At 46.9% G+C, this 19859-nt stretch carries 16 protein-coding genes; 6 read left to right on the top strand and 10 right to left on the bottom strand.

What is annotated here, in order from left to right; genetic code table 11:
- Positions 1 to 14 precede the first annotated feature (14 nt).
- The 5 genes from CI960_RS20750 to CI960_RS20730 form a co-directional block, all read right to left on the bottom strand.
- Positions 15 to 1070, bottom strand: coding sequence for a tyrosine-protein phosphatase (locus CI960_RS20750; protein ID WP_005860577.1), 1056 nt, complete (start codon positions 1068 to 1070; stop codon positions 15 to 17).
- 73 nt (positions 1071 to 1143) lie between these two features.
- Positions 1144 to 2073 carry a carbohydrate kinase gene (locus CI960_RS20745; RefSeq protein ID WP_005860579.1) on the bottom strand — a complete coding sequence of 310 codons (930 nt, stop codon included), beginning with the start codon at positions 2071 to 2073 and terminating at the stop codon, positions 1144 to 1146.
- Between the two features lie 17 nt (positions 2074 to 2090).
- Positions 2091 to 2702: an SIS domain-containing protein gene (locus tag CI960_RS20740; protein WP_005860581.1), complete on the bottom strand. Its 612-nt coding sequence runs from the start codon at positions 2700 to 2702 to the stop codon at positions 2091 to 2093.
- Positions 2703 to 2796: 94 nt separating this feature from the next.
- Entirely contained in the window at positions 2797 to 4443 is a 1647-nt protein-coding gene (locus CI960_RS20735) for a M20/M25/M40 family metallo-hydrolase (RefSeq protein WP_005860582.1), read from the bottom strand.
- 4 nt (positions 4444 to 4447) lie between these two features.
- The gene (locus CI960_RS20730; protein WP_005860584.1) at positions 4448 to 6016 is read right to left on the bottom strand and encodes an ATP-binding protein; all 1569 of its coding nucleotides are present in this window, start codon (positions 6014 to 6016) and stop codon (positions 4448 to 4450) included.
- Positions 6017 to 6190: 174 nt separating this feature from the next.
- Here CI960_RS20730 and CI960_RS20725 point away from each other — a divergent pair, with 174 nt between their 5' ends.
- A complete protein-coding gene (locus tag CI960_RS20725; protein ID WP_005860586.1) occupies positions 6191 to 7411 on the top strand; it encodes a pitrilysin family protein in 1221 nt (406 codons plus the stop codon).
- Between the two features lie 2 nt (positions 7412 to 7413).
- Here the strand turns inward: CI960_RS20725 and CI960_RS20720 are convergent, their stop codons facing one another.
- Complete coding sequence (locus CI960_RS20720; protein WP_051135267.1) at positions 7414 to 8622, bottom strand: acyloxyacyl hydrolase; 1209 nt, start codon at positions 8620 to 8622, stop codon at positions 7414 to 7416.
- Between the two features lie 20 nt (positions 8623 to 8642).
- On the bottom strand, positions 8643 to 10043 hold the full coding sequence (locus CI960_RS20715) for a sodium:alanine symporter family protein (protein WP_005860590.1): 1401 nt from the start codon (positions 10041 to 10043) through the stop codon (positions 8643 to 8645).
- 175 nt (positions 10044 to 10218) lie between these two features.
- Between CI960_RS20715 and CI960_RS20710 the strand changes: the two genes are divergently transcribed.
- Together CI960_RS20710 and CI960_RS20705 are read left to right on the top strand one after the other, a co-directional pair.
- Positions 10219 to 12546, top strand: coding sequence for a TonB-dependent receptor (locus CI960_RS20710; protein WP_036629135.1), 2328 nt, complete (start codon positions 10219 to 10221; stop codon positions 12544 to 12546).
- Positions 12547 to 12585: 39 nt separating this feature from the next.
- Positions 12586 to 13092 (top strand): flavin reductase family protein, encoded by a 507-nt coding sequence (locus tag CI960_RS20705; protein WP_005860594.1) that lies wholly within the window; start codon positions 12586 to 12588, stop codon positions 13090 to 13092.
- 2 nt (positions 13093 to 13094) lie between these two features.
- Here CI960_RS20705 and CI960_RS20700 read toward each other — a convergent pair whose 3' ends face one another.
- From CI960_RS20700 to CI960_RS20690, 3 genes are all read right to left on the bottom strand, one after another.
- On the bottom strand, positions 13095 to 13859 hold the full coding sequence (locus CI960_RS20700; RefSeq protein WP_005860596.1) for an AAA family ATPase: 765 nt from the start codon (positions 13857 to 13859) through the stop codon (positions 13095 to 13097).
- Positions 13860 to 13894: 35 nt separating this feature from the next.
- Positions 13895 to 14623, bottom strand: a complete 729-nt coding sequence (locus CI960_RS20695) for a helix-hairpin-helix domain-containing protein (protein WP_005860598.1) — start codon at positions 14621 to 14623, stop codon at positions 13895 to 13897.
- Between the two features lie 77 nt (positions 14624 to 14700).
- The gene (locus CI960_RS20690; RefSeq protein ID WP_005860600.1) at positions 14701 to 16065 is read right to left on the bottom strand and encodes a sodium-dependent transporter; all 1365 of its coding nucleotides are present in this window, start codon (positions 16063 to 16065) and stop codon (positions 14701 to 14703) included.
- Between the two features lie 118 nt (positions 16066 to 16183).
- Here CI960_RS20690 and CI960_RS20685 point away from each other — a divergent pair, with 118 nt between their 5' ends.
- The 3 genes from CI960_RS20685 to CI960_RS20675 all read left to right on the top strand — a co-directional run bounded on the left by CI960_RS20685 (position 16184) and on the right by CI960_RS20675 (position 19825).
- On the top strand, positions 16184 to 17143 hold the full coding sequence (locus CI960_RS20685; protein WP_005860602.1) for a site-specific integrase: 960 nt from the start codon (positions 16184 to 16186) through the stop codon (positions 17141 to 17143).
- Positions 17144 to 17754: 611 nt separating this feature from the next.
- On the top strand, positions 17755 to 18345 hold the full coding sequence (locus CI960_RS20680; protein WP_005860604.1) for a DUF3575 domain-containing protein: 591 nt from the start codon (positions 17755 to 17757) through the stop codon (positions 18343 to 18345).
- 19 nt (positions 18346 to 18364) lie between these two features.
- Positions 18365 to 19825 carry a DUF3868 domain-containing protein gene (locus CI960_RS20675; protein WP_036629110.1) on the top strand — a complete coding sequence of 487 codons (1461 nt, stop codon included), beginning with the start codon at positions 18365 to 18367 and terminating at the stop codon, positions 19823 to 19825.
- Positions 19826 to 19859: the final 34 nt, after the last annotated feature.

The raw sequence follows: 19859 nt of genomic DNA, 5'->3' as shown, positions 1-19859 counted from the left end.
GGTGGCTCTTTTTCTTAATAAAGTAATATGTCCTTGAGCCTTTCACGTTTCTTATCAGTAAGACGTAATCCTTTCGACAAATATTTCTCGGTGGAACCGTACTCTTTCTTGATTTTATGGAAAGCTAGGTCCATGAGCCCCTCGTTGGCCGTAAGGAAGACCGTAATGCTTTCTTGGGCGTCTGTGGAGAGATGTTTCACGATATCAGCTAAATGACTCGTATCGATATATTGATTGGATGTCAAGTAGTCTTCCATGATGGCGTCCCGGGGAATATCCAAGGCGGCGAGTAACATGGCGGTGAGAAACCCGGTACGATCCTTTCCGTAGGAACAACTGATGAGAATGGGGTAATTATCCTCGTTCTGGAACTGTTCCAGTACCTTGGCGAACTGATCGGTATTATCTGTCACGAATTGCAGGTACTCGTCTTCCATATATACCCCGGCGTCTCCTTTCCGCATTCGTCCCTCGATAACACGTTGGGGGGCATCGGCGATCTTGCCGACCGAGATGGGGATTTGCAGGATATTTGCTTTCGTATATTTGATAGGGGCGGTGAGGGTTTCTTGGTTCGTACGGAGGTCGATGATGGTCTTGATCCCTAGATTATCCAATCGGATGGAGTCCCATTCGCTCAAGCTGCTTAACTCGCCGGAGCGAAATACCTTGCCCCATTTCACCGTCTTCCCGTTTGTAGAGGTATAACCGCCTAGATCCCGGAAATTCTGTACGCTATCCATAACCGCCGAGCGTGCCCCGATGATCCGTGGGTATTTATCATTAAAAGAAAGGCGGAAATACTTACGTGATATATTATCGTTCGTGATGTAAGTAGCTACGCCATCCTTGATGTTGGCGTAAATGATCGGGGACTCGTTGGTGAAAAGATCCGGGTTGTCGGACACGGTCATCTTGACAATCCCCTCCATTACCGGATCGGTTTCCCATTTTATCACGTAATTTCCGATGTCATCACGTAGGCAAATAGCTCGTATGTCGGGTGCGTTAGAGGAACAACCCACTAACAGGATCACACTGGCGAATAGAGAGAGAATCTTTCCTAACATTGTCTTCTATGATAATAAGCTTTCCTTACAAAGATAGTAAAACAAGTTTTTCCCGCTTCTTCATTAATGATATTTAAGACTGACTAACATACTTCGCCGCGAACTCCTTGGATATATAATTATCATAGCTTTGGCAAACCTCGGAGGCGAGGTCCATTCCGCAGCGGATGATTTTTCCCCAAGTATCCTGATCCAGAGAGGGAAGGTCGGCATGGCGTACGTCATACTTTAGAAGTCCGTAGATAATACCCGCGTTAAAATTGTCGCCGGCGCCGATGGTACTAAGCGGCTGGATTTGCGGGGAATCGAAATGTCGTGTGAAATTACGGGTGTGGAGATTGACTCCGTTTGCCCCGTGAGTTGTTAAGAAACGATCACAATAAAACTGAATATGCTCTTTGTAAACCTCCTGTGCGTCGCTCTTGCCATAAAGGTTCTGGAAGTCCTCGTCCGAGCCCCGGACGATGTCGGCGAATTCCAGATTTTCCAGTACGGTAGGCATGAGGCGGATCGCCTCATGAGCGTGTGCCTTGCGGAAATTGGGATCGTAATAGATGATCGCTTTCCGTTCTTGGGCGTATTGCAGAAATTCTACCATACGAGTCCGCAAGACCGGGTTCAGGGAATAATAAGAGCCAAACACGAAAATATCGTCTTTCTCGATCTTAGGCAGGGGCACCTCCAGCCGTTGCGCCGGGTAATCCTTGTAGAAGATATAATTAGCGTTCTTATCGTCGTCCAGAAAAGCGAGTGATATAGGACTTTTCCCATCGGGGAAACGGTCTACGAACTCGGTCGTGATGTGGTTATCTTCCATGAAATCCCGAATCATGTCACCAACCCGGTCGTTGCCCAGCTCGCTGATAAAGGATACGGGGACATTCAATCGACCTAATGATATCAATCCGTTGAAGACGGAGCCACCGGGAACGGCCTTCTGTGGTTGGTCGTTCCTGAAAATGATATCGAGGATGGTTTCTCCTATACCAAAGACTTTTCTCATGACTATATACTGGTTTGTTATTCGTTCTTGCTTAGCTCACGGCTCTTGGAGCCTAAGTAGCCCCCGTGATGGCGCTTGGCGTAATCCTTGTTGGTGAAATGGATACGCTTCATGGTTCCGACCACGAGGATATCGCCTATTACCGTCATGACGGTCGTGGAGGTAGTCGGCGTAAGGCCTAACGGGCAAACTTCCTTGGGAGCGCCGGTCAACAGGCATACGTTCGCCTCGGCGGCTAGAGGACTATCCGGGTTACTGGTGATAACGATAAATTTCATGTCTGGCACCAAACCCCTCGTGAGATCTACCAATTCCACCAGTTCACGTGTCTTTCCTGAGTTGGAGATCAATAACATGATATCGTTCTTGCATACGATTCCCAGATCTCCGTGTTGTGCCTCGCTGGGATGTAAGAAAAAAGCAGGTGTACCGGTCGAGCTAAAGGTGGTAGCGATATTCAAGGCGATTTGCCCGGCTTTACCCATTCCACTCATGATCAGTTTTCCACCTAGGTCGTGTACATGTTTCACTATAAGCGATACCGCTTCCTCATATCCGGGTGTAACGGGTATGTTGCGAACCGCTTCCGCTTCCTGCTCCAATAAAGAGGTGATATTTTCGTTTACCATATTGTTGATTGATTGTTTTACGGCATTCCTGCCTGAATAACGATCGCGAAAGTATTTATATTTACTGATATTGGCATCATCTATTTCAGACAATTTATCTTTTTAAGACGTTTGCGAATTCGGACTTCGGCTTCCATTTCGGGTATCCGGTATCTTGTGCCAGTTTATAACCGAGGTCGAAGAATAATTGTACTTCTTGTAACAGACCACTGTAATCATCCGTGTCGGGATGGGTCTGGTCGGTCGGTTTGTGGTAAGTTTCCGCCCAATAATGTGCGATATGCTCTTTGGCCCACTCCTTACCCTGTTTGCGGTTGTCGTTCCAACCTTTGGCGAACATGGCCGGGATGCCTTTTTGTACGAAAGGGAAATGGTCGGAGCGATAGAACATCCCGTTATAAGCGTCGGGGTCGGGCATGATGTAACGGTTGTATTTCTTCGCTAGCTCGGCTAGGGTATCATCCAGCTCGGAGTTGCCGTATCCGGTGATCGTGACATCGTTGTTCTCGCCCCATAGCGGGAAGACATCCAGATTGATTACGGCGGCTATCTTATCAATCGGGAACAACGGGTGCTCCACATAGTATTTCGTACCGAGGAATCCGGTCTCCTCGCAAGTAGGGGAGAGGAAGACGATATTCCGGCGGGGTTTCTCTTTCAAGGCATTGAAACAACGTGCCATCTCGAGCATCCATGCGATGGCTACGGCGTTATCGGTAGCGCCGTTGATGATACTGTCGCCGTTGATCGGTGCTCCATAGCCTAGATGGTCCCAATGGCCTAGATAAATAACACTCTCATCCGTGTTCCCGCTACCGGGAATATAACCGATTACGTTGGGGCTTTGCTGGCGGTCGAAGGTGTTCCTCATCGAGACGGTTACCGTAGATTTCAAGGAGATGGGCTTGAAGTCTGGCGATTTAGATTGCTCGATTAGTTGGTCAATGTCGTAGCCATTATCGGCCAGCAATTGCTTGGCGGCATTGAATTGGATCCAGCCGTTTAGCGGGCAATGATAGGCATCGCTATCGCTGTCCACATACATCTTAGATTGGGCGGAAGCTCGTACGACCGACCAAGGATAGCCCGCTCCCCGGTCTTCATGGATGATCAAAACTCCTTTTAATCCCTGTCGGGCGCCCTCCTCGAATTTATACATCCAACGACCGTAATAGGTCATGATATCACCGTTAAAATAATCCGTGTTGTCGCTTCCGAGTCCCGGGTCATTTACGATAACGACCGCTACTTTATCCTGCGGGTTCTCGATTCCCTCGAAATCATTTTTCCCATACTCGGGGGCTACGATCCCATAGCCGGCGAATACCAGTTCTGCGTTGTCTATATCGATCTCCGGCTCGATCCGTGCGGAGAAAGCGGTGTAACCTTCCAACCAATCTAAGGGGATTTTCCCTTTCGGGGTCTTTAGGACCATCGGGTCCGGGCATCGTGTGCGTGAGGATATGATATTAACCTGTTGGAAATAAGAATCGCCGTTGATGGGTTTCAGCCCAACCTCTTTCATTTGGTGAGCGATATAGTTCACCGCACGGTCGGCCCCTTCCGAGAATGGTTTACGGCCTTGGCAGGAGTCATGCGAGATGGCCTCGGTGTATCGCTTTAAATGTTCCGTGGTCGCTACGCTTTTCGCTTTCTCTATATCATTACTTCCTCCTCCACAAGCGGTAAAAACCAAGGAAGTGATTGTTAGTAAACAGGTTATTATTTTCATGTTTCTCATAGAATTACAATGTTTTTTCAATCAGCCATTCACCTAAGTTGCGAGTGGCTGCGTCGAAAGCGACCCCCACTTTGACTACTTCCCGTTCGTCGGCCGTATAAGGAATCAGATAGCCTCGATCGTCGATTTGCCGAATCGCCTCTTCCGCCGTACCTCTCAGCTTAAACTCGAATACGTAGATGTAGCGAGGAGTTTTTACAATGGCATCGGCACGTCCTTGGGCCGAACGTACCTCGGCCTCGGTGAATTGTCCTAGTAGCTTGAATACGATGTAGAAAACCACTTGGTAATGACGCTCGGTCCGGTCATTCAGCTCGTAGGGTATGTCGGCGAAGAAAGCCTTTAGGCGGGTGAGGAAAGCCTCGGTGTTTCCGCTTTCCAGCTCTTGAATGAACTTTCCGATATAAAAGGGAGTCTCGGTTTCCGGTAAATGCGCATACATGGAGGCTACAAAATTCAAAAATCCATATTTAACTTCCTCATTCGGGTATCCTAACGTATATAACCGAAAACGTTCATCGTAGCTTTTGATTGTCAAATATCCGCTTTGATAAATCATGGGCACGGGATTATTGATGTTCGCCCGATCGTCCGAAAGGGATACCTCGGATACCTCTATCCCGTCCAGCTCCCGTATATCGTAATTCGTTTTCCGTAACATCTCCGCCAAGAATGTCGGGGTACCGGAAGCAAACCAATAGTCGTAAAAGACCTGTTTACTCAACACGTTCAATACGCTAAACGGGTTATAAAGGGTGATACCGCTGCGGAAATCAAAATGGTAGCCGTCGTATCGGCGTGTAATTTTCTCGATGGTATCTTCGTATGAAAGCTTATTCGCCTCGGCCAAGGCATAAAGCTCCGGCTGGAAAGTCGCCTCGATCTCGGGCAATGTCATGCCACAAAGGGCCGCGTATTGCGGGGCTAGGCTGATGTCGTTCAAATGATTTAGGTTGCTGAAAATACCGACTTGCGCGAACTTGGTGACACCGGTTATGAATACGAAGCGCAGCCAAGGATCGGCATCTTTGAGGACCGTATAGAAAGCGGTCAATAATTCCCGGAACTCGTTCTGTAGCTCTTCGTTGTGCAGGTTCCTAAGTAATGGCTTATCGTACTCGTCGATCAGTACGACCACCTTCCTTCCGGTTATCTCCGCCGCCCTTCGTATGATGGTCATGAACCGTCCGGAATAGGTGATACCCTCTCCTCCGGTATCATATATTTTTTCCCATTCCCTCAACTGGCGTTCCAGCATATTCTCCAATGCCTTGCGGCTATCGTACAACTCGGCGTTGAGGCTGAAATGAAGTACCGGATGCTCTTTCCACTCGGTCTCTAGTTTCTCTATGGCTAATCCCCGGAACAATTCTTTCTTCCCCTCGAAATATGCCTTGAATGTCGATAGCAGCAAGCTTTTCCCGAATCGCCGGGGGCGGCTTAGGAAATAAGGGACACCTTGGTATGCCATTTGATAAATGAACTCGGTCTTGTCAACATACAAATAGTTCTCTGTACGTAGTTTGTCAAAACTCTGTATGCCTATCGGTAATTTTCGGACGATATTTCCCATAGCCTTATCTGTTTAATTTACACAAATGTAGGTATTTTTTCCAAGGAGGCAAATAGATCGAAAAAAACACGTACGTCTTTTTCCGGAAACACGTACATGTTTTTTGAAAAAGACGTACATGTTTTTCCGGAAAGTCTTTCGTACCTTTGCGGGCTGATACAAACAAGAAGGAAAATGGATTATATCGCTCATACATTGCCGAATGGACTTCGCATGGTACATCTCCCGGTTAATTCCCCGGTCTCTTACTGCGGTTTCGCCGTGAACGCCGGTACACGGGATGAGAACGAGGATGAATTTGGCTTGGCGCATTTCGTTGAACACATGATCTTCAAAGGTACGGAGAAACGGAAAGCGTGGCATATCCTGAACCGTATGGAGAACGTAGGAGGGGAGTTGAATGCCTATACGACGAAGGAAGAGACCTTTGTTTATTCCATTTTTATGGAGGAGGATTTTGGCCGGGCGTTTGAGCTATTGACCGATCTGGTTTTCCATTCCCAATTCCCCAAACAGGAGATCGAGAAGGAGGTAGATGTCATCTTGGATGAGATCAATTCGTATGAGGATAGTCCTTCGGAACTTATATTCGACGAGTTTGAGAACTTGCTTTATAAGGGTCATACCCTCGGGCATAATATCTTAGGGGATGAGGAATCTCTTCTTCGCTTTGACTCCGAGTCCGGTCGTTCTTTCATGCGTCGTTTTTACGCCCCGGAGAATATGGTGTTCTTCTCGATGGGACGAAAAGACTTCAAGAAGATCTTGAAATCAGCGGAATCCGCTTTAAGCGATATCTCTTTCCCGATGGCTGAACGGATCCGGAAAGCTCCGGACCCCATCGAGGCTTGCGTACGCCAGATCCATAAAGATACCCATCAAGCCCATGTACTGATCGGTGGCCGGGCTTTCAGTATGCACGACAAAAAACGTATCCCTTTGTTCTTGTTGAACAATATCTTAGGTGGTCCGGGCATGAATAACCGCTTGAATGTCTCCTTGCGGGAAAAGCATGGCTTGGTCTATAACGTAGAATCCAATATAACCTCTTATACCGATACCGGACTAGCCAGTATCTATTTCGGGACAGACCCGAAGAACCGTGAGAAAGCGATGCGTTTGGTGCATAAGGAATTGGCCCGTTTACGTGACGTAAAGCTGTCCGCCACTCAATTAGCCGCCGCCAAGAAGCAGGTAATCGGCCAACTGGGCGTGTCGGGCGATAACCGGGAGGGCCTTTTCCTTGGCTTAGGAAAAAGCTACCTCCATTACAACCGTTACGACACCCTCCCTGAAGTATTCGCCCAGATCGAGAAAATAACCGCCGGGCAAATCCTTGAGGTGGCTAATGAGGTACTTGCGCCGGAACGGTTGTTTTGCTTGATTTATGAGTGAGGCTAATTATGGAACCTATACCCAACCCCCAACATCAAGTTATTCGGATTATGGAACTTGTGCAGTTGGTATCCGACATGCAGGAATAAATTTCGTGTAACCGATACCTTGAGGGCTAGGATCTGGTATAATCCTTTCAGATCGCCTTTGTTGTAAAATAAATTATGTCCGACTCCTATATTGATCGAGAAGAATGGCATGGTGAATTCGCCACGGGCAGAGAGGCCGATACCGATTTGCTCGTGTAGGGGCGGGCGGTAGAATCGGGGTTCTTCGCCGACTTGGATGATCTCGTCGGAATAAATATTTGCGCTTTCGTCATATTGGCCGTCTAGGGAGATACCTGCTTTTAGGAACCGGTTGAATTTGTACATCGGGTTGAGGTTGAATCCGAGGATACCGAAATGACCGGGAAAGATATGAGCCTCGTCACCAAGCATAACCCCCTTAGCACGGGTCGCGCCGTATAGGATGACATCGTAACTGACACGTTGCCAAAAGCTGGAGAGGTACAACTGATTTTCAGGTAAGGAACGTGCAGTACCTATCTCATGATGGCTTTCCTCGATAGGATTGAGCGTGTAGACGAGTCCGATCCGGCCACCAATCGTATTCAATCCCGCATTCGGAAGATGAGTATTTCCGTTTGAGTAGTGCGTTAAATCCGCCCCGACAAGCAGGTTGCAATAACGGGATAGTTTCGCATTGAGGAAAAAGCCCAGATTGATATAGGCATTGATCTTAGAACCGATGATCTTATTGCGGTAATTATTGTTATCATCATACGGATGCCAACCAAATGAGGCTCCGAAATTCCACTCATAATCGAAGGATAGCCGGGAAGAAATTTTGGCGATGCGGGAGCTTTGGAAAACATACGCCGCCCAAGGATTACCAACTTCCTGCCGGTTTCCAAAGGTATTATAAGAGACGCCTATTCCTTGGTAAGTGTGCGGATAAAGCTGGCCCTCCTTAGAGTTAGGATTCAGTTGGAATCCGTATTTCAAATGGAATGAAGCCGCCTTACGTAAAGTAAGCCCGTTTCCATAGCCGTCATCTTTGAGGAATTTACTAGTAGGGGCGACATACGAGGGACGTACGTCGAATCCTATTTTGTGGATAATGGATTTATCATCATCTTGAGCTTTTACCGTACAGGTCCATATCATCATAACCGCTATGTAAAAGCTTATCATCTTGCTTTTTATCATACTTCAATACGTTTGTCTGATCACCAACACTGCGCTTTGTCTTTCAACTCGGGTATCTTGTTCTTATCGAATACAGGGCTTTTAATACCCGCTTTCTTTTGGGCTACGTAATCCTGTAATAAGAGGAATGCTTGACGGCTCAACAATGAGATCGCGATCAAATTGCAGATCGTCATAAGTCCCATCGTCACGTCCGCTAGGCTCCAAGCCAAGTCTAAACTAGCCAACGCACCGAACATGACCATTCCACCGACTAATATACGATAAATAAATAAGACACTTCTCTTGGACGTGATAAAACGAATATTCGCTTCTCCGTAATAGTAATTACCGATAATACTACTGAACGCGAACAAAAGGATCGCTAAAGCGACAAACGTACTACCGATGCTACCCACCTCGTTACTCAAAGCTTGTTGCGTGAGCTGGACTCCATTGATGGAGCCGTCTAATGGCGCTCCGCTAAACAAGATGATGAACGCCGTGCAGGTACAGATAATCAGCGTGTCGGTAAATACGCCTAATGCTTGGATCAATCCTTGTTTGACAGGATGGGAGACATGCGCCGTAGCCGCTACGTTCGGTGCCGATCCCATACCGGCCTCATTACTGAATAGACCTCGTTTAATCCCTTGCATCAACGCCGCTCCGACACTGCCGCCTATCGCCTGTTCCCAACCAAAAGCGTTTGACAGAATGGTTTCTATAACAGTGGGTAGGCGGGTAATATTAAACAGTACGATTCCCAACGCCAATGTTATATATCCTAATGCCATGACCGGTACGACAATACTGCTTACTCTCGCGATACGCTGAATACCTCCGAATATGACGATTAACGTAAGTACCGTAAGAATCGCCCCGATCCAAGCATGATCGATGCCAAAAGCGCCTTCCCAAGCTGCGCAGATGGTATTGCTTTGCACGGAATTAAAGGCAAAACCAAAGGTTATCGAAATCAATACGGCAAATAATACCCCCATCCATCGTAACCCCAAACCATGTAGCATATAGTAAGCGGGACCGCCAATGAACGAGTCTTTCCCTTTTTCTTTATATAATTGAGCTAACGTAGACTCCACGAATGCGCTGGAAGAACCAAGCAAAGCGATCAGCCACATCCAGAATACGGATCCGGGTCCGCCGATCGCTACGGCTGTCGCTACACCGGCTAGGTTTCCGGTCCCTACACGGCTGGCTAAAGATACGGCGAAGGCTTGGAAAGAGGAGATATGCTTTTCCCCTTTTTCTCCTTTCCCGGCAGAATCGCCTAATAATCGGATCATCTCGCCAATCATGCGGAATTGCACGAACCTACTTTTTATCGTAAACCATACGGCGCATCCCAATAACATGATAATAAGGATGTATGACCATAATATATCGTTGACTCCGTTGATCCAATTATTCAATAGCTCCATGATTTATAATCTGTTGTTTGGTTACAAAGATACGTATCTACGAAGCAAATTCATCGAAATATTATTTTTTTATCATTTTCTTGTAACGTTTTCCAAACGGCTGTCGTCTTATAGTTAGAAACAAATGATAAGCGGGAAAGGCCACCCTGCTATATTCGGAAAAAATACGATAAAAATGAAACGGATGATGATTTGGATCATACTGCTAGGCGGTATGGTACAGGGAGCTTTTGCTCAGAACTTGGAGATAAAGGGAATGGTGCGGGACGCTCGCAACAAAGAAATCTTGGAATTTGCAAATGTGGTATTGCAAACAATGGACTCTTCTTTTGTAGCGGGTACGACTACGGATATGAAGGGGCATTTTTTATTAAATAAGATTAAAAAAGGGAGTTATATTCTATCTGTCTCTAGTCTAGGCTTTAAGACGGAGTATATTTCCTTGGAAGGCTTGTCCAAGAATATTTCTTTGGGAGAAATATCCTTAAATGATGATGCGGTATCCTTAGACGGGGTGACGGTTAGCGCCTCTGCCCAGACGAGCCATGCCGATAAAAAAGTGGTCTTCCCATCGGATCGCCAGATGAAGGCTTCGGGAAACGGTATGGATTTGTTGCAGCAGATGATGCTACCGAGAGTGCAGGTGGATTTGTTGAACAACGAGATCAAGGCCACGGGAAATGGGGTAGTCCAAGTGCGTATCAATGGCGTGAAGGTGGAACAGGATGAGATCAAGGCCTTGAATCCCTCGGATATCATCCGTATAGAATATCATGATAACCCGGGCTTACGTTACGGCAATGCCGATATCGTGCTGGATTATATTGTTCGCCGGCCGGATACGGGAGGTAGTTTTGGTCTGGACATGGCGCAAGGTATCAATTCCATGTGGGGTGAACATAATGCTTGGGGAAAGATCAATCATAAGAACTCGGAATGGGGCGCTTCTTATCGGATCGGTCCTCGTGATTTCTATGGAATGAAACGGAATAACGAGGAAGAGTTCCATTTAGCGAATGGAACGACCTTGAACCGTGTGGAAATAGGCGAACCTTCGCGCGCTCGTTTGTTCATGCATAACCTGAATGTGAACTATAGCTATCAAAAGCCGGATAAGTATATGTTTAACGCCACGTTCCGCTACCGGAATAATCATCAACCGCATTGGGATTATCAAGGAGTCTTGATGAATAAGGCGAATCCGGAGGATAAAGTGGATATGATCGATCTATCGGGATCAGCCTATCAAGCTCCTGCGCTGGATTTATATTACCAACGGGATTTGAAGCATAACCAGACCTTGGTGTTTAACGTGGTAGGGACTTATAACCAAACGAAATCGACCCGTATCTATCAAGAGAGTAAACATGAACAATTGTTGACTGATGTAAATAATGTGGTGGATGGTGATAAATACTCGATTATCGGCGAGGCTATCTATGAGAAGAAATTAACGAATGGTAATCGGTTGAGCGGCGGTTTACGCCATAACCAATCTTTCTCGGATAACAGTTATATCAATGGGCATAACTATAAGACACATATGGAACAGATGGAGAGTTCCGTATATGCGGAATTCAAGGGAAAGGTGAAAAAACTGGATTACTCGTTGGGTGTGACCGTGAATCGATCGTCTTATAGCCAACGGGGTGAGGATGCGGATTATGAACGTTATACGGTGAGTCCCCGGTTGACCTTGTTTTATGCTTTGCCCGGTGAATCTTCCATCCGTTTGAAATCAACGATGGGGAATGTGACTCCTTCTTTGGGTGAGTTGAGCGCTATCGACCAAGTGATCGATTCCTTGCAAATACAGCGGGGTAATCCTAACTTGAAGTCTTATATGAGTTATTATACGGAATTGAATTACGAGTTTCGCAAAGGTCTGTTTTACGTGAATGCCTTGGGCGCTTATGAGTATCAGCCGGACGCTATCATGGACGAGAAATATCTGGAAGGAAATAAGATCATCCAGACTTGGGATAATCAGAAAAACTGGCAACGGGTTGTCGCTTCCGTCAACTTGCGGGTCGGTCCGATCAAGGACATCTTGCAATTTTCTGTCAATGGTGGTATGAACCATTATATGAGTAACGGTAATACCTACACGCATCGATATACGAACTGGTGGTGCGAGGCGAATGTTTCCGCTACATGGAAGAAATGGTCGCTTTGGTATATGGTAATGACAAATTGGAACTGGTTTAAGGGCGAGACGATGAGTGGGGGTGAGAATATCCAAGGAATTCAACTCGGTTATCGGCATAAGGACTTGATGGTTGGCCTGCGTGTCATCAATCCGTTTACGGATAATTATAAGCAGGAGACGGAGAACTGGAACCAATACGCCTCTTTCCGCCGTTCAAATTATATCAAGGAAAGTTCTCGCTTATTCATCGCGACGATCTCCTATAATTTCTCCTTCGGCCGTAAGTTCAGCGCCGGCCAGAAGAAGGTGAATAACGCTGATAATGATTCCGGTGTGATGAGTACCGGTAAGTAAGGGAATATTTTATATCTTTGAGGAAAAATAAAATGAGATATGAAAGCGATTAATCCGAATGAGATCAAAGACAACTTTATCGAGTTGATTGGTAAGGAGTGGATGCTGGTAAGTGCCGGTGATAAGGAGAAGTTTAATATGATGACTGCCAGTTGGGGCGGCGTGGGAGTGTTATGGAACCGTCCGGTGGTGTTTGCTTTTATTCGTTCGGAGCGTTATACCCGTGAGTTTATCGACGCTAAAAATGAGTTCACGATTACTTTCCTAGGACCGGAGCACCGGAAAGCCCATAGCATTTGTGGCTCTAAATCCGGCCGGGAGATTGATAAAGTGGCCGCTACGGGGTTGACGCCGCTCTTTACGGAGGCCGGCAACCCGGTATTCGAGGAAGCTCGCCTTACGTTGGAATGCAAAGTGGTCTATAAGTCCGAGATCGAGGAGGCCAAGTTTTTAGATCCTACCGTTTTCCCTCGTTGGTATGATGAGAAGAACGGTAATGCGCATATCGTTTACATTGCCGAGATCTTGAATGCTTGGGAGAAATAATATCACCCAAGCAGTTCTTTCATCATTTGCTCCGTATGCGTGAGGAAATATTTAGTGAGTTGGTAATGCTCGGTTTCCTCATACGGGGTGACATGCGCTCCGGTATCATCGATGGCGTAAATGTCCGCGTTCGGATAAGCCATCAGGATCGGGGAATGCGTGGAGATAATCAGTTGGCAACCGTTATTCACCAGTTCGTGGATACGCACTAAAAGGGCCAGCTGCCGTTGTGGGGAGAGTGCGGCTTCCGGTTCGTCTAATATAAATAATGTATTGCGGCTGGCATAATTCAGAAAAGCGCAGAGAAAGCTCTCGCCGTGCGATTGCTCCAATAAACTCCTGCCACCGTAAGCTTTATAGGCGTAGATCCGGCTGTACTTACGTAATTCCAGTTGGGCTTGCCTATCCAATTCGGCCGCATGGTTAAAAAAGGATTCTGCCCGGAAGAAGAAATGCTTTTCCGGTTTTTGGGTCTCGATCAGTTTAATATGCTCGGGTAAGACATTGGCGTAAATCTTGTATGCCTCGGTTCCGTCATATAGCATACCCGGTTCTTCCTCATCCCTTTCCTCATATTTACTCATCATCGCTTCCAGCAGGGTGGATTTTCCCGCCCCGTTCTCCCCGACAAGGAAAGTGACCGGCTTGCGGAAAATGAATGATTCCGTGAAACGTACTGCCGGAGCTTTATAAGGATACTTTAGCTCCTCGGGATCGCCGGCTACCAAGTCCGGGTCCAGTAATTTTACTTGCTTCAGATAGATCATACAGAATATGTTTTGTTACAAACATAGTGAAAATATCAATGGAATGAAAGATAATATCGTAATCGTTGTTGTTCGTGCTCCGGAAACTCTTCCAATAGGGATAAATCCTCCCAACCTTGTAATTTCCCTTTTTTCCGGATCATTTTTTCGATGATCCTAGCTTGTTTATAACTGACATATGGGTGACTGGCTAGTTTTTTAGCTGACAGTTGGTTGACAAATAGATGACTAATAACTGACGGGTCCACGGAAAACCACGATTTCATCGCTTCATAACGATCCTCGTCAATACCATATACTTCTCCTAGTTGTTCTACGGAATAAAATCCTCCTAATAAGTCCCTGTATTTAATGATCCGCTTGGCAAAAACGCTACCAATTCCCGGAACCATTTTAAGGGCGGTGGTATCAGCCGAGTTTAATTCGACAACCGTTCCTTGCGGCCATTTTTCTGCTTTGGGATAAGAGGGAAAATGGGGCTTTGATTCCCTTCGGATGCGTTTGGATTTCCCTTCGGAAGGGATTTTAGTTTCGTTCGAATGGGATTCTTTTTCTTTCCGAATGGAATTTGAAGGTGTTTTATTCGAATAGATCTGTGAGGAATCTTGTTTGATTCCGGTGTTTACCAATGGAACTGTTTGAAATTGGGAACGGTAGAAATCCGTCCCGATAATTGCGATCCATGCCATCGCTATTAAGGAAAGGAGTAGGGTAAGAGCCTGCCTTTCCCCCTTGGAGAAATAAAGTAAATCATGCCATTTCATAGTCTTATGTTTTGATTTGTGGAACTTCCACCGACAAAGGTAGAAGTTCCGTTTCTATTGACAAGGAATTCTCGGTATTATTTACCGGTGATCCATTTCAAGATACCTAATTCGTTCAAGAATACGATACCGATGGCGATTGGGGCCACGTATTTCATAAAGAATACGTAAGCGCCGAAAAGACGGAACTTAAGAGTCCCCTCATTGGTCAACTCGGCTTTCAATACTTTTTTATCGACACGTGTACCTACGAAAATACAAGTGAGCATACCTCCCAGCGGTAGCATGATCTTGGCGGTCAAGTAATCCAGCGCGTCGAAAAAGGCCAAGCCTCCAACCGTGAATCCTTTCATCACCCCGAATGAGAGAGAACTGAAAATACCTAAGAAAAATACCCCTAAGGAAACGATCAAAGCCGCTTTCTTGCGTGTCATGTGGAACTCCTCAAGAACGTAGGCCGTAGCTACCTCATGTAAAGAGATCGTGGAAGTCAGTGCTGCCATCGCTAGCAAGATATAAAAAATACAGGACCACAAGCCACTCAGCGGTAATTGCCCAAATACGTTCGGTAACGTGATAAACACGAGTTCCGCACCAGCGGAAGGGGTGATGCCGAAACTGAATACCGCCGGGAATATCATGATACCTGCCAATACGGCGACAAGCGTATTAATGATTGTCACCTGCCAAGCGGTGGCCTGCATATTCGTATCTTTCCCGAAGTAAGAGGAGTAAGTGATCAGGCAGCCCATACCCAAACTCAAAGAGAAGAAAGCCTGTCCTAGTGCGCTCAAGACCACTGAGGAAGTCAATTTGCTAAAGTCTGGCTTGAAAAGGAAAAGCAATCCGGCCTCAGCGTTCGGTAAGGTCACGGAACGTACGCACATGATCAGCAAGATCAAGAATAAAAGCGGCATCATGATCTTAGAGGCCCGTTCGATACCTTTTTCTACACCCGAGACAATCACGAAGTGAGTTAACCCGATAAAAGTGCCCATCCAAAAGATCGGACGGAAGACATTGGAGGCGAAATCCTGAAAATCGGCCGTATAGTCTATATCCGGCTGTCCATACAAACGGCCACTTAGCGTTTGCCAAACATATTCAAGCGTCCAACCGGAGACAACCGAGTAATAACTTAATATCAAAAATGCGGCCAAGATCCCGTTGTACCCGATCCAGCACCATTTTGTTCCGGGAGCCATCTTCTTGAAAGAACCCACCGTATTACTACGGGAATACCGGCCAATGAAAAACTCGGTTACCATCACCGGAATGCCCAAGAATATCATGAAAAGTATGTAGACCAGTAGGAAGGCCGCACCTCCGTTCGCTCCCAGCATATACGGGAAGCGCCATACGCTTCCCAATCCGACGGCGCATCCTACGGTAGCTAGTACTACGCCCAATTTACTACCGAATGTGACTCGATTGTTTGCCATATTATTTATTGTTGCTTTTATGCTTTTAATTGTTACCTATTTTCTTATTTTCGGGAGCAAAAGTAATAATTTGAATTAATTTGTTCGTGTAAAGTATAAATAATTTAGTGAAAGGAGTATGAAACGAGGACGTAAGAAAAAGTTAGCAATCTCATTGATGGATTATATGGGAAAACGAAGAGACATGAAACGGCAGTTAAAGAAAGAAGGGACAGCTGAGTTGTATGAGGTGGCCGTAAGGCATTTTTTAAGATTCGTGAAGAACCCGGGGTTCTGTTTGGCCGATTTGAATCGTGCGTTGGTGATAGATTTCATCACGTATCTTCAGGGAAAAGGATTAGCTACTAATACGGTAAATACGTATATCAGTAGTTTGCGGGCGCTTTATAATATGGCTTGCCAAGAGTCGTTGGTTCCTGCGTCATATTATCCGTTTGAGAATTTGAAACTCCGGCGTGCGATGACGGCGAGGCGTGCGATTCCCGCATCTTTGTTCCAGCAAATCGCTCAGATCAAGGTGGCGGATGACCCGCAAGTGGAATTATCGATAGATCTTTCCCTATTCAGTTTTATGGCTTGCGGGATGCCTTTTGTGGATATAGCGTACTTGACGAGGCAGAATATCCGGGGGAATGAGTTGGTATATCACCGTCATAAGACAGGACGTATGATCCGGTTGGAGATAACCAGTAGTATGTTGCAATTGATCCGGAAATATGCGGATCGGCAGCGAGCGACCGGATCGTCGTATTTGTTCCCGATTCTTCCGCCCGGGAATCCGGACCATTTGAGGTATAAGCGTAGCTTGGCTCAGCATAATGCCCGGCTGAAACGGATTGGGCAAACTTTACGGTTACCGAATCCGTTTACGTCGTATGTTGTTCGCCATAGCTGGGCATCAGAAGCTTTACGTTGCGATATGCCGATGGCCTTGATCAGCCAGGCGTTGGGGCACTCGTCGGAGAAAACGACTCGTTTTTATCTGGAAGAATTGGATATATCACGTTTGGCTCATGCGAACATGAAGGTGATAGGCTCTGTAAATCGGATTTTAGAGAAAAGGATGGATGGTTTGTGAACTTATTTATGGAATAAGGAGTTTTAGCGTTAAAATAGTAACTTTCTCCCTATTAGTTCACAAAAATACATAATAAATATTTTATTATCACAACTTTTCTGCATTAAAATTGTCAAGTTCTTTTCACCAAATAAGGAATTTAGGGGAAGCTATGTCTTTAAAATGAACCATATTCACCTTTATTGATTCACTCTCTCAACTAAAGAGGAATTTCTATACTCTACAAATTCCTCCTGAATATCAAAAACAAATAATACAATAAGCTCGTTTGGATAGGCCTATATGTAAGCCATTGATTGGCAGCTGTATAGAAACACCATAATATTTATTGGATTTCATGTACGTGTTTTCCAAAAAACATGTACGTCTTTTCAGGAAAACATGTACATGTTTTTCTGAAACGTTCCGTGTGGTCTATTGATATACTATATAAACGACAATAAAATGTTGTTTAACGTTTATTCTCCGCTGACGTTTTTGAAACGCTAAACCTTATTCCATAAATAAGTCCACGGGCCATTCTTGCCGTTAGTTGATTTTAGGAAGTTGGGTCTTGAGGGGGCAGAAGGGTGAGAAGATATAAGATTAACAACCATAATGAATAAGAAAGAATGAAGAAGACGATTTTCATGCTATTCTTGTTGGCAGTCCCGTTTCTTTCGAGAGCGCAGGGGGTACCGGCCGAAGGGAAAGGCTCCATGATTGGGATCAAGAGTAATATTCCTTATTGGGCTACTGCCACGTTTAATTTGGGGGCTGAAGTTTATCTCGCCCGTCATTGGACGCTTGAGTTGGAGGCAGGCTTGAATCCGTTCAGCGGCAAGAACGATGATGGGAGTTATGGCCGTTCACTGAAGCATTTGCGTCTGCACCCGGAGTTGAGGTATTGGTTTTGCGAGACGTTTAACGGCCATTTCCTCGGCGTGCATACTCCGTACCTATTATATAATGTAGCCGATATCAAATGGCTGGGTACAGAGGGCGAGCGTCACCAGGGATGGGGCGCGGGAGCCGGTATCAGTTATGGATACTCGTGGCTGCTGTCTCGCCATTGGAACTTGGAGGCCACGGTGGGCGTGGGCTATCTGTACTTGAAGTCGGACAAGTATCCCTGTGCGAATTGCGGTCGCAAGCAAGAAGGGATCAAGAAGCATTACTTCGGGCCTACGCAGGCGGCGATCAATCTGATTTACCAATTTTAAATCGATGGAGGACTGAAAAATGAAGAATCTACAAGGATGGATGATACTTGGGATCGCCTGTTTGGCCGGTTGTGTGGGTACTACGATTCCCGTACAGGCGCAGCAGACGGCTACCGCCATCGTCGTGAAGGAGCGGTTGGTGGAGCATGTGGGCGATCGCTTGATAATTGATATGAAACTAGCGCTGGATGAGTTGTCGCTATCGGCCAACCGGAGTTTGGTCTGTACGCCGCTGATCGAGCGGGGCGATAGCGTAAGGGCTTTGCCTCCCGTGATCGTGAACGGGCGTAACCGCCAGATCCAGTACGACCGGTCCGGGCGCGACGCGGCGGCGAACGGGGAGTTTGTCTTACGCCGTCACAATGGGAAGGAGCAGACGTTCGATTACCATGCCTCCATTCCTTTCGCCAAGTGGATGGAGCGTTCGGAGGTGTCGCTGGTAGCCGATTTTTGCGGTTGCGGTTGGGAGGCGTTGAGTAATGACAAGTCGCCGCTTTTCCCGATCCGAATCGCGGAGCCTGTGGTATTGCGGCCGCTTTTGGCCTACGTCACGCCGGAGGCGGAGCGTGTGAAAGAGCGTGTGAAGGAAGGAAGCGCCTTCCTCGACTTCCCGGTAAACCGCACGGAGATATATCCTGAGTATCGCGACAATCCCTCGGAGCTGCGCAAGATCCTTGAGACCGTGTCGTCAGTGAAGGAGGATCCTTACGCTACCATCACGGAGGTCTATATCAAGGGTTTCGCATCGCCGGAAGGTACCTATAAGCATAACACTTATTTGGCCGAGCATCGCGCCAAGGCGTTGATCGAATACGTGAAAGGCCTTTACCACTTCGAGCAGGCCCGTTTCACGGTGGATTTCGAGCCGGAGGACTGGGCCGGATTGGAGAAACGGGTGGAGAACTCCTCGCTCGCAGACAAGGAGGAGTTGCTGGCCATCATCCGCACGGACGAGCCGAAGGATTACGACCGCCGCGAGGCGAAGCTGAAGGCGTTGAACGGGGGGGCCTCGTATCGGGTACTCTTGCGTGATATTTATCCCGCCTTGCGCCATTCGGATTACGCGGTGCGCTACACGATCCGTTCGTTTACGGTAGAGGAGGCCCGTGAGTTGATCTATTCGGACCCCAGGCAGTTGAGTCTAAACGAGATGTTTCAGGTGGCGCAGACGATGGAACCGGGTAGCGACGCTTACCGCGAGGTCTTCGAGATTGCCGTGCGTATGTATCCGGAGGATCCGGTGTCGAATCTGAACGCCGCCCTTACGGCGATCGACGCGGGTCGCTTGGAATCGGCCCGCCGTTATTTGGCGAAGACTTCCGATTCTGCGGAGCGTACCTTGGCGGAGGCGGCCATCGCCATGCTGGAGAACCGCTTGGACGAGGCGGAGGCCCTGCTGGGCAAGCTGTCCGGTGATCCTTCCGTAGCCTCGCAGGTGGAGGAGAACTTGAGGCAGATCGCAGAGAAACGGCAAGAGTAAAAATAGGATAAGATAACAGACAAAAATTTTAATA

Origin of the sequence: Parabacteroides sp. CT06, assembly GCF_002257605.1 — a bacterium.
Taxonomy (GTDB): domain Bacteria; phylum Bacteroidota; class Bacteroidia; order Bacteroidales; family Tannerellaceae; genus Parabacteroides; species Parabacteroides distasonis.
This window is presented reverse-complemented; position numbering and strand designations above follow the sequence as displayed.